Here is an 11707-nt window from a genome sequence, read left to right on the forward strand (position 1 = left end):
GCAGGCCGCCCCGAAGGGGTGAGCCACGCAGTGGCGAATCATCCCTCCCTCACCGCCAAATTTTAAAGAACCGACCTGATGGTCGGTTTTTTGCTTCTGGGAGCACAGCAAATCTGATGCCCACAGAAGGAGGGGGAGAACCCTCGCAGGCTGCGAAATGCGTTGCCTGCGGTGATGGACGGCTGACTGCCGCTCCCAAGTAAAAACCACATGGGGTGAAGCGTCCCACCCAATCTAAAAAAACCGGCTAGTGGCCGGTTTTTTGCCTTCCAACATTTGCAATCTGATCTGCCCAGGCCCTCTTCCCGTCAAAGTCCCGCGACAGACTATCCCCTTTTCGGTAAAACGCCCTGCATGGCCCGGCTGCTTGCCACCCGGGAAAGAAATCTGTCCATCGAGGTCAAGGCACTCACTTTATTGCTCATCGATTGGATATCATTTTGAAAAACTGATACTTAAATAGCTACACTAGCCATTATCAATATTCAGGGATGTATAAAAAATGAGCTTAATCGGCCTGGTCCTGGCATTGATCGCCATCCTGGGCGGCAACATGATCGAGGGTGGACATCCCAGCGCCCTGCTCGATCTGCCCGCCTTCCTCATCGTGATCGGAGGTACCATAGGTGCCGCCTTGACCCAGTTCCCCTTCTCCGTTGTCGGCAGCACTCTCAAGCGTTTCAAGTGGCTGCTGGCCCCCCTCAAACTGGACATGCAGCAGCAGGCCGAACTGCTGGAAAACCTGGCCGGCAATGCCAGACGCAGCGGCATGCTGGCCCTCGAGGGCATGATCGACGAGATCAAGGATCCCTTCCTGCAAAAAGGGGTGCAGATGATGGTCGACGGCTACGAGAAGACCAAGATCCACGAGGTGCTGGAGAACGAGATCGAGTTCGAGCAAGAAGATCTCGAGCAGACCGTCAAATTCTATGAAGCCATGGGTGGCTACTGCCCAACCATGGGGATCGTGGGGGCGGTGTTTGGCCTGATCCACGCCATGGGCCTGCTGGATGCCCCTGACAAGCTGGGGGGCGCCATCGCGGTGGCCTTTATCGCCACCATCTACGGGGTATCGGCCGCCAACCTGATCTTCCTGCCCTTTGGCAACCGCTACAAAGGGTTTGCCCATCAGATCCGCCACTACAAGGAGATGACCCTGACCGGTATCCTCTGCATCGTGGATGGCGAATCCCAGCAACGCCTGCAAGTCACCCTCGAACCCTACCTCGGAGGCCACGGTGGCAAAAAAGAAAAAGGCTGAAGCGCCGGAGAACCACGAACGCTGGCTGGTCTCCTATGCCGACTTTATGACATTGCTGTTCGCCCTGTTCGTGGTGCTCTACTCCTTTGCCATGGCCAAGCAGTCTGAAACCCGGGTGCTGATCCAGGGCTTCATCGAATCGCTGGGCAAAATTGGCCTCATCTCCCCTGCCGCGGGCTCCCCCGTGATGCAGGGCGGTACCGGGATCCTGGAACCCGAGTCCAAGACCACTCCCAGCAGCCCGAAGAAAGAGACGGTATTGGAGAAAGATGCCCCCATGGCCGCCTCGGACCCCTTCAACGAGACCATCGGTGCCTCGGAAAAGCCGAGCGCAACGGAGTCATGGCCTCACAAGACCAAGGAGCAGGAGTGGGTGCAGGTCACCAAGAAGAAGCTCGAGCAGCAGCTTAAGGCACAGATTGAATCCAAGGATCTGGAGGTGGAACAACTGGGCAGCCAGCTGGTGATCCGCATCGGCGAGAAGGCGCTGTTCCCGGCCGACTCCGCCTTCCTGCAGCCCCAGTTCATCCCGCTGGTCAACAAGATCTCCGGCATTCTGGCTGACATTCCGGGCAAGGTGGTGGTCACCGGCCACACCGACAACTCCCAGGCCCCGGTAGAGCTCTATCGCAGCAACTGGGAACTGTCGGTATTACGCTCCGCCTCCATCGTGCACACATTGCTGACCAACCCCAAACTCGATGCCACCCGGGTCATCGCCCAGGGGGTCGCGGATGCCCAGCCCCGCTATCCCAATGACACACCCGAGCATCGTCAGGCCAACCGCCGGGTCGAGATCACCCTCTCCCAGGGCAAGGCAGCCGAAGAGGCGCTACCCATCCTCAAACCCTGATCGAGCAGACCCCGCCTGGCGGGGTCTCTCATTTCACGATTAGTTTATTTTTCAAACGATCACGCCATTTCCGCCACATCCCAAAAGCGATTGAAAATGATTCTCAAATAGGAACATTGACTCCGCTAGCAAAATACGATTTTCCTCCCGATGATTAATAATTAATCCTTTGAAATGACATGTAAATCAGTACGAAAGTGGCATAATACGTAACATCCTTGTTAAGTCGCGTGATTAATTCGGTTAGGGAAAACTCCTATGTTTGCTGATATTGCTGTCCAGCATTGGGCTTTTGCTGTCTATGTAGTTGGGGCCATATGCATCTGCCTGACCATGATCGGCCTTGCCGCCCTGCTGGGTGGTCGGGCCTATGGTCGTGCCAAGAACAAACCCTTCGAATCTGGCGTCGATTCGGTGGGCAATGCCCGTCTACGCTTCTCCGCCAAGTTCTATCTGGTTGCCATGTTCTTCGTCATCTTCGACGTCGAGGCACTCTACCTCTTCGCCTGGTCCGTCTCCGTTCGGGAAAGCGGCTGGGTCGGTTTCATCGAAGCCACCATCTTTATCTCCCTGCTGCTGGTAGGACTCGTCTACCTGTGGCGCATTGGCGCCCTCGACTGGGCACCGAAAAAGCGCGTTCTGACCGACAAGAAGCCAGACTGAATTACTGATTATCCCTTTGAGGTTGCACCATGAAGTACACCCTGACCCGGATCGACCCAGATGCGCCCGTTGAGCGCTATCCCCAGGAACAGCGCCAGACCGTCGAGGATCCCCTGGCTCAAGAGGCCTCCCGCGGCATCATGATCGGGCGCCTCGAAGAGGTGCTGCAAGACACTGTCAACTGGGGCCGCAAGAACTCCCTCTGGCCTTACAACTTCGGTATCTCCTGCTGCTACGTAGAGATGTGTACCGCCTTCACCTCCCCCCATGATGTGGCCCGCTTCGGTGCCGAAGTCATTCGTGCCTCACCGCGTCAGGCCGATTTCATGGTGATCGCCGGCACCCCCTTCATCAAGATGGCCCCCGTCATCCAACGTCTTTATGAGCAACTGCTCGAACCCAAGTGGGTCATCTCCATGGGTGCCTGTGCCAACTCCGGCGGCATGTACGACATCTACTCGGTCGTTCAGGGCGTCGACAAGTTCCTGCCGGTCGACGTCTATATTCCGGGTTGTCCGCCCCGTCCCGAGGCATTCCTGCAAGCGCTGATGCTGCTGCAGGACTCCATCGGCAAGGAGCGCCGTCCGCTCTCCTGGGTGGTTGGCGATCAGGGCATCTATCGCCCCCAAATGCCTGCCGAGAAGGACCGCAAGCGTGGCGAGCGGATCAACGTCACCAACCTGCGCACGCCGGATGAGATCTGACCATGAAACTGACTCGAGAATTCCCCAGCAACTACGCCATGGCCCAGTGGCAACCCAGCGATCACAAAGACGCTCAGGTGATCGGCGAGCTGTTCGCCCATTTCGGTGCCGAACGTTTCACCATCCAGAATACCCGCACCGGCGTGCCGGTGGTTTGGCTCTCCCGCGAGCTGCTGCTGGATGTCATGGGCTTCCTGCGCAAGCTCCCCTCCCCGTTCGTGATGCTGTTCGATCTCAGCGCCACCGACGAGCGGATGCGCAGCCATCGCCACGACCTGCCCGACAGCGACTTCACCGTCTTCTATCACCTCATTTCCATCGATCGCAACGCCGATCTGATGTTGAAGGTGCCGCTCAAGGAGGGTGATCTGACGCTGCCCACCGTCAGCCGCCACTTCCCCAACGCCAACTGGTATGAACGGGAAGTGTGGGATCTGATGGGCATCAATTTCGATGGTCACCCCCATCTGACCCGCATCATGATGCCCAAGAGCTGGCAGGGTCACCCGCTGCGCAAGGATTATCCGGCGCGCGCCACCGAATTTGATCCCTTCATGCTCGATGCGGTCAAGCAGGATCAGGAGCAGGATAACCTGCTGTTCAAACCGGAAGAGTGGGGCATGGCCCGTGGCAACGAGAACGAGGACTACATGTTCTTGAACCTCGGCCCTAACCACCCCTCCGCGCACGGTGCCTTCCGCCTGGTGCTGCAGCTCGATGGCGAGGAGATCCGCGACTGCGTGCCCGACATCGGTTATCACCACCGCGGTGCAGAGAAGATGGGCGAGCGCCAGTCCTGGCACAGCTACATCCCCTACACCGACCGGGTCGAATACCTGGGCGGGGTGATGAACAACCTGCCCTACGTACTGGCAGTCGAGAAGCTGGCCGGCATCAAGGTGCCGCAGCGGGTCGACATGATCCGGGTCATGCTGGCTGAGCTGTTCCGCATCCAGAGTCACCTGCTGTTCATCGGTACCTATATTCAGGACGTGGGTGCCATGACCCCGGTCTTCTTCACCTTCACCGACCGGCAGCGGATTTACACCATCATCGAGGCCATCACCGGCGCCCGCATGCATCCGGCCTGGTTCCGCATCGGCGGCGTGGCCCATGATCTGCCCGTCGGCTGGCAGCGGCTGGTACAGGACAACCTGCTGAGCTGGCTGCCCAAGCGGCTGATGGACTATGAGAAGGCCGCCATGCGCAACAGCATACTGCGTGGCCGCACCATCGGCGTCGCCGCCTACAACACCGAACAGGCGCTGGCCTGGGGCACCACGGGCGGCGGTCTGCGCGCCACTGGCCTCAACTTCGACGTGCGCAAGTGGCGCCCCTACTCCGGCTACGATCAGTTCGAATTCGAAGTGCCGGTCGGCGCCAACGGCGATGCCTACGATCGCGCACTGGTGCGCATCGAGGAGGTGCGCCAGAGTATGCGCATCATCGAGCAGTGCATGAAGAACATGCCGGAGGGGCCGTTCAAGGCGGATCACCCGCTCACCACGCCCCCGCCCAAAGAGCGCACCCTGCAGGATATCGAGACCCTGATCACCCACTTCCTGCAAGTGTCGTGGGGCCCGGTCATGCCGGCCGCCGAGTCCTTCCAGATGATCGAGGCGACCAAGGGGATCAACAGTTATTACCTGACCAGCGATGGCTCCACCATGAGCTACCGGACCCGGATCCGCACCCCGAGCTTTGCTCACCTGCAACAGATCCCCTCGGTGATCCGTGGCCAGATGGTGTCGGACCTCATCGTCTATCTGGGCAGTATCGATTTCGTTATGTCGGATGTGGACCGTTGAGTAACGGCTGTTACCAAGACCCGTTACACGACAAAAAGGACAAGCCACAAAAGGTTAAGCCATGAGCCAGCAATGTCAGTGCCAACACAATCAGTCCCCGCAGGGACAGAGTTCATGCCAGGGCAAGGGGAACGATTTCGTCCTGAGTCAGGCAGAACGCGATGCCATCGAGCATGAGAAACACCACTACGAAGATCCCCGTGCCGCCAGCATTGAAGCGCTCAAGATAGTGCAGCAGGCCCGCGGTTGGGTACCTGACGGTGCCATCCACGCCATCGCCGCCGAGCTCGGCATCCCCGCCAGCGACGTGGAGGGGGTCGCCACCTTCTACAGCCAGATCTTCCGCCAGCCGGTCGGTCGCCATATCATCCGCGTCTGCGACAGCATGGTATGCTACATCAACGGCCACGAACAACTGCTGGCCGGCCTGAAAGAGGTGATGGACCTGGCCCCCGGCCAGACCTCCGCCGACGGCCGCTTCACCCTGCTGCCGGTCTGCTGCCTCGGCAACTGCAACAAGGGGCCGGCGCTGATGATCGACGATGACACCTACGGTGGGCTCGACGCCGTCAGCCTGCTCAAGACCCTGGAGGCTTACCCATGAGTCTGGCATCCCTTGGTACCGCCAATCGCATCGCCCGCGCGGCCGAGACCCATCCCCTCACCTGGCGGCTGCGCGACGACGGCCAGCCGGTCTGGCTGGATGAATACCAGAGCAAGCAGGGTTACGATGCGGCCCGCAAGGCGCTGGGCCAGATGAGCCCGGACGAGATCGTCGGCACCGTCAAGGATGCCGGCCTCAAGGGTCGCGGCGGCGCCGGTTTCTCCACCGGCGTGAAGTGGGGCCTGATGCCCAAAGACGAGAGCATGAACATCCGTTACCTGCTCTGCAACGCCGACGAGATGGAACCGAACACCTACAAGGATCGGCTGTTGATGGAGCAACTGCCCCACCTGCTGATTGAAGGGATGATCATCTCGGCCAAGGCCCTCAAGGCCTACCGTGGCTACATCTTCTTGCGCGGCGAGTACGTCGATGCCGCAGCCAACCTGCGCCGCGCCGTGGAAGAAGCCAAGGCTGCCGGTCTGCTCGGCAAGAACATCCTGGGCTCGGGCTTTGACTTCGAGCTGTTCGTCCACACCGGCGCGGGTCGCTACATCTGCGGCGAAGAGACGGCGCTCATCAACTCCCTGGAAGGGCGCCGCGCCAACCCGCGCGCCAAACCCCCCTTCCCCGCCGTTTCCGGCGTCTGGGGCAAGCCGACCTGCGTCAACAACGTCGAGACCCTGTGCAACGTGCCCGCCATCATCGGCAACGGTGTGGCCTGGTATCAGGGGCTGGCGCTGCCGGGTTCGGAAGATCACGGCACCAAGCTGATGGGCTTCTCCGGCAAGGTCAACAACCCCGGCCTGTGGGAGCTGCCGTTTGGCATCACCGCCCGCGAGCTGTTCGAAAACTATGCCGGTGGCATGAAGCCCGGCTATCGCCTGAAAGCCTGGCAACCGGGCGGTGCAGGTACCGGCTTCCTGCTGCCCGAGCACCTGGATGCCCAGATGTACGCTGGCGGCATCGGCAAGGTCGGCACCCGGATGGGCACGGGCCTTGCCATGGCAGTGGATGACAGCATCAACATGGTCTCCCTGCTGCGCAACATGGAAGAGTTCTTCGCCCGCGAGTCCTGCGGCTGGTGCACTCCCTGCCGCGACGGCCTGCCCTGGAGCGTCAAGCTGCTGCGCGCGCTGGAGCGGGGCGAGGGTCAGCCAGGGGATCTCGCCACCCTGGAGCAGCTGGTCAGCTTCCTCGGCCCAGGCAAGACCTTCTGCGCCCATGCCCCTGGCGCCATCGAGCCGCTGGGCAGTGCGATGAAGTATTTCCGGTCGGAATTCGAGGCCGGCGTCAAGGCGCCGCAGGATAATCGCAAGCAGCTCAAGGGTATCCAGCCCAACCTGCTGGGCGAGCGCTGGTAAGGCACGCAGGGCGCCCGCCGCGGGCCCGCTGAACCGGCGCGAGCCAAAGAATTTATCTCATTGAAGTCAGGGAAGTTGTATGGCCACCATTCATGTAGACGGTAAAGAGTACGAGGTAGACGGGGCAGATAACCTGCTGCAAGCCTGTCTGTCCCTTGGTCTGGACGTCCCCTATTTTTGCTGGCACCCGGCGCTCGGTAGCGTCGGCGCCTGCCGCCAGTGTGCGGTGAAGCAGTATCAGAATGCCGACGACAAGCGCGGCCGCCTGGTCATGTCCTGCATGACCCCCTCCACCGATGGCACCTATATCTCCATCGAGGATGAAGAGGCGAAGGAGTTCCGCAAGACGGTGGTGGAGTGGCAGATGACCAACCATCCCCACGACTGTCCGGTGTGCGAAGAGGGTGGCTCCTGCCACCTGCAGGACATGACGGTGATGACCGGCCACAACAGCCGTCGCTACCGTTTCACCAAACGCACCCACCAGAATCAGGATCTGGGCCCCTTCATCAACCACGAGATGAACCGCTGCATCGCCTGCTATCGCTGCGTCCGTTACTACAAGGACTACGCCGGCGGCGAGGATCTCGGGGTCTACGGTGCCCACGACAACGTCTACTTCGGCCGGGTCGAGGATGGCACCCTGGAGAGCGAGTTCTCCGGCAACCTGGTGGAGGTCTGCCCCACCGGCGTGTTCACCGACAAGACCCACTCCGAGCGCTACAACCGCAAGTGGGACATGCAGTTCGCCCCCAGCATCTGCCAAGGCTGCTCGGTTGGCTGCAACATCAGTCCGGGTGAGCGTTATGGCGAACTGCGCCGCATCGAGAACCGCTATCACGGCGCCCTGAACCACTACTTCCTGTGCGACCGCGGCCGCTTTGGCTACGGCCACGTCAATCTGACCGACCGCCCGCGCCAGCCCCTGCTGCAGGATGGCAATGACAAGCTGGCCATCACGGTGGACGGTGCCCTCAACCGTGCCGCCGATGCCCTGCGTACCGCCGCCGGCGTCATCGGCATCGGCTCGCCCCGCGCGTCGCTTGAGAGCAACTTCGCCCTGCGCGAACTGGTGGGTGCCGCCAACTTCTACAGCGGCGTCGAGCAAAGCGAATGGGAATGCCTGCAGAAGATGCTGCAGATCCTGCAGCACGGCGGTGTGCGCACCCCCAGCCTGCGCGACATGGAAGAGGCCGACGCCGTGCTGGTGCTCGGCGAGGATGTCACCCAGACCGCTGCCCGCATTGCCCTGGCCCTGCGTCAGGCAGTCAAGGGCAAGGGCCGCGAAATCGCCCGCAAGCTGAAGGTGGACCTGTGGCAAGTCGCCGCGGTGCAGACCCTGGCCCAGAACGAGCGCTACCCGCTGCTGATCACCAGCCTGGACAGCACCCGACTGGACGACGTGGCAAGCGGCACCCTGCACGCCCCCCACGCGGATCAGGCGCGCCTCGGCTTCGCCATCGCCCATCTGCTCGATGGCAGCGCCCCTGCCCTGACCGATCTCGCCCCCGAGCAGCAGGCCCTGGCCGCCAGCTGGGCAGCGCTACTCGGCAACGCCAAGAAGCCGCTCATCATCGCCGGCACTGGTGCCCGCAGCCAGGCGCTGCTTGAGGCGGCCAGCAACATCGCCCGGGCCCTCAAGGGCCGTGGCCAGGCCGTGGAGCTCGCCCTGGTAGCCCAGGAGACCAACAGCCTAGGGCTGGCCATGCTGGCCGGCAATGCCGCCCCGCTGGAAGCCGCCCTCGAGCGTATCGAAAGAGAAGATAAGCTCGCGCTGGTGATGCTCGAAAACGATCTCTACCGCCGCGCACCGCGCAGCCGCGTCGATGCCGCCATCGACCGTCTGCAGCACCTGCTGGTGGTCGACCATCAGGACACCGGCACCGCCCAGAAGGCGAATCTGGTGCTGCCTGCCGCCAGCTTCGCCGAGGCCGATGGTACCCTCATCAACATGGAAGGCCGCGCCCAGCGCTTCTTCCAGGTCTATGCTCCCGCCTTCTACAACGCCGACATTCAGGTGCGCGAGAGCTGGCGCTGGCTGGCCGCCCTGCAAGGCGTGCTGGATCGCAAACCGCTGCGCTGGAACACCTTCGACGAGGTGAGCAGTGCCTGCGCCGCCAGCGCCCCGCTGCTGACCAGCATGCGCGAGGCCGCACCCAACGCGGGTCTGCGCATCCGTGGCATGAAGCTCGCCCGCGAGCCGCACCGCTACAGTGGCCGCACCTCCATGCTGGCGGATCAGAACGTGAGTGAGCCCAGAGTCGCCCAGGATCCCGACTCGCCCTTCAACTTCTCCATGGAAGGCTACGCCGGTGCCCGCCAGCCGCTGCAACAGGTGCCGTTCGCCTGGGCGCCGGGCTGGAACTCCCCGTCCGCCTGGAACAAGTTCCAGGATGAAGTGGGTGGCAACCTGCGCGCCGGGGATCCCGGTCGCCGTCTGCTGGAAGCGGGCGAGGACAGCCTCGGCTGGTTCGACACCGTCCCCGCCCCGTTCAGCGCCAAAGAGGCGCTGCAGGTGGTGAGCTATGACCAGCTGTTTGGCGGCGAAGAGCTGTCTGCCAGAAGCCCCGTCATCCAGGCCCGCATGAGCGAGCCCGTGCTGGTGCTGAACCCGGCCGACGCCAGTCGTCTCGCCCTCAGTGCCGGCAGCCAGGTCGCCTTCTCCTGGGGTGGCCACCACTGGCGGCTGACCCTGCGGCTGAGCGAGCATCTGACCGCCGGTCTGGTGGGTCTGCCGCTCGGTGTCAACGGTCTGCCGACCGCCCTGCACCAGCAATATCTCGCTAACCTGCAGGAGGCCATCGCATGAGCGACTCTCTGATCGATCTGTTGCTGGAAATCGGCAAGGCATTGATCGTGCTGGTGGGGATCGTGGGAGCCGGCGCCTTCATGAGCTTCATCGAGCGCCGTCTGCTGGCGCTGTGGCAGGATCGTTACGGCCCCAACCGGGTAGGCCCCTTCGGCCTGCTGCAGCTGGCGGCCGACATGATCAAGATGTTCTTCAAGGAGGACTGGATCCCGCCGTTCGCCGATCGCCGGATCTTCGTGCTGGCCCCCATCATCGCCTTTACCGCCTTTATTCTGGCGTTTGCGGTGGTGCCTATCACCCCCACCTGGGGCGTGGCGGATCTCAACGTGGGGCTGCTCTACATCCTGGCCATCGCGGGGCTGGCGGTCTACGCCGTGCTGTTCGCCGGCTGGTCGAGCAACAACAAGTACTCATTGCTCGGCAGCCTGCGCGCCTCGGCTCAGACCCTCTCCTACGAGGTGTTTCTCGGCCTCTCCTTGATGGGCATCGTCATCCAGACCGGCAGCTTCAACCTGCGGGATATCGTGGAAGCCCAGGCAGGACTGTGGAACGTGATCCCCCAGATCCTGGGCTTCATAACCTTCCTGTTTGCCGGCGTCGCCGTCACCCACCGCCATCCGTTTGACCAGCCGGAAGCCGAGCAGGAGCTCGCCGACGGTTATCACATCGAGTACGCGGGCATGAAATGGGGTCTGTTCTTCGTGGGCGAGTACATCGGCATCGTGCTGATCTCCTCGCTCATCGTGACCCTGTTCTTCGGTGGCTGGCACGGCCCCTGGCTGCCGCCCTTCATCTGGTTTGCCCTGAAGACCGCCTGTTTCATGGTGTTCTTCATCCTGCTGCGGGCCTCCCTGCCCCGCCCGCGCTTTGACCAGGTGATGTCGTTTGGCTGGAAAGTCTGCCTGCCGCTGACCCTGCTCAACATGCTGGTCACCGGCGCCGTGGTGCTGATGAATGCGCAGTGAGGCCGCAATGGACAGAAAAATTGTGATGCCGTTTGGCTGGAACGTCTGCTTGCCCGCCGCCCTGCATCCCGCTCGGGATGCAGCCGGTACGGGCTGTGGTGCTGATGAATGTGCAGTGAGGCACGACTATGAAAATTATTAACATCATCAAGGGTGTCGGCACCCAATTGCGCAGCCTGGGGATGGTGTTCTCCCATGCCTGGAGCCCCCGCGAGACCCTCAACTATCCGGAACAGGCCGTCTATGCGGCGCCCCGCTATCGCGGCCGCATCGTGCTGACTCGCGATCCGGACGGCGACGAGCGCTGCGTGGCCTGCAACCTGTGTGCGGTGGCCTGCCCGGTCGGCTGCATCTCGCTGCAGAAATCCGAGCGGGAAGATGGTCGCTGGTATCCGGAGTTCTTTCGCATCAACTTCTCTCGCTGCATCTTCTGCGGCCTGTGCGAAGAGGCCTGCCCCACCACCGCCATCCAGCTGACGCCGGATTTCGAGATGGGCGAGTACCGCCGCCAGGATCTGGTGTACGAGAAGGAAGATCTGCTGATCAGCGGCCCCGGCAAGTATCCGGATTACAACTTCTACCGCATGAGCGGGATGGCCATCGACGGCAAGCCGAAAGGGGATGCCGAGAACGAAGCCAAGCCCATCGATGTCAAGAGCCTGCTGCCCTGAGGAGT

The 11707-nt window shown here is 62.0% G+C and carries 10 protein-coding genes; all 10 read left to right on the plus strand.

Going from position 1 to position 11707, the window contains the following annotated elements; genetic code table 11:
- The first annotated feature begins 502 nt into the window (after positions 1–502).
- The 10 genes from QLG02_RS11555 to nuoI all read left to right on the plus strand — a co-directional run bounded on the left by QLG02_RS11555 (position 503) and on the right by nuoI (position 11702).
- A complete protein-coding gene (locus tag QLG02_RS11555) occupies positions 503–1261 on the plus strand; it encodes a flagellar motor protein (RefSeq protein ID WP_011705668.1) in 759 nt (252 codons plus the stop codon).
- Positions 1239–2114, plus strand: coding sequence for a flagellar motor protein MotB (locus tag QLG02_RS11560; RefSeq protein WP_011705667.1), 876 nt, complete (start codon positions 1239–1241; stop codon positions 2112–2114). The genes QLG02_RS11555 and QLG02_RS11560 overlap by 23 nt, the downstream gene beginning before the upstream one ends.
- Positions 2115–2372: 258 nt before the next feature.
- Positions 2373–2777: an NADH-quinone oxidoreductase subunit A gene (locus tag QLG02_RS11565; RefSeq protein WP_016350419.1), complete on the plus strand. Its 405-nt coding sequence runs from the start codon at positions 2373–2375 to the stop codon at positions 2775–2777.
- 29 nt (positions 2778–2806) lie between these two features.
- A complete protein-coding gene (locus QLG02_RS11570) occupies positions 2807–3481 on the plus strand; it encodes an NADH-quinone oxidoreductase subunit B (protein ID WP_005299840.1) in 675 nt (224 codons plus the stop codon).
- 2 nt (positions 3482–3483) lie between these two features.
- Positions 3484–5289 (plus strand): NADH-quinone oxidoreductase subunit C/D, encoded by a 1806-nt coding sequence (nuoC, locus tag QLG02_RS11575; protein WP_011705665.1) that lies wholly within the window; start codon positions 3484–3486, stop codon positions 5287–5289.
- A gap of 61 nt (positions 5290–5350) precedes the next feature.
- Positions 5351–5893: an NADH-quinone oxidoreductase subunit NuoE gene (gene nuoE, locus QLG02_RS11580; protein ID WP_282465225.1), complete on the plus strand. Its 543-nt coding sequence runs from the start codon at positions 5351–5353 to the stop codon at positions 5891–5893.
- Positions 5890–7257 (plus strand): NADH-quinone oxidoreductase subunit NuoF, encoded by a 1368-nt coding sequence (gene nuoF, locus QLG02_RS11585; RefSeq protein ID WP_011705663.1) that lies wholly within the window; start codon positions 5890–5892, stop codon positions 7255–7257. The genes nuoE and nuoF overlap by 4 nt, the downstream gene beginning before the upstream one ends.
- Before the next feature lie 79 nt (positions 7258–7336).
- Positions 7337–10066, plus strand: a complete 2730-nt coding sequence (gene nuoG / locus QLG02_RS11590; RefSeq protein WP_282465226.1) for an NADH-quinone oxidoreductase subunit NuoG — start codon at positions 7337–7339, stop codon at positions 10064–10066.
- Positions 10063–11031 (plus strand): NADH-quinone oxidoreductase subunit NuoH, encoded by a 969-nt coding sequence (nuoH, locus tag QLG02_RS11595; RefSeq protein ID WP_011705661.1) that lies wholly within the window; start codon positions 10063–10065, stop codon positions 11029–11031. The genes nuoG and nuoH overlap by 4 nt, the downstream gene beginning before the upstream one ends.
- Positions 11032–11159: 128 nt before the next feature.
- Positions 11160–11702 carry an NADH-quinone oxidoreductase subunit NuoI gene (gene nuoI / locus QLG02_RS11600; protein ID WP_011705660.1) on the plus strand — a complete coding sequence of 181 codons (543 nt, stop codon included), beginning with the start codon at positions 11160–11162 and terminating at the stop codon, positions 11700–11702.
- Positions 11703–11707 lie beyond the last annotated feature (5 nt).

This window comes from Aeromonas sp. V90_14 (assembly GCF_029967615.1).
GTDB lineage: Bacteria > Pseudomonadota > Gammaproteobacteria > Enterobacterales > Aeromonadaceae > Aeromonas > Aeromonas hydrophila.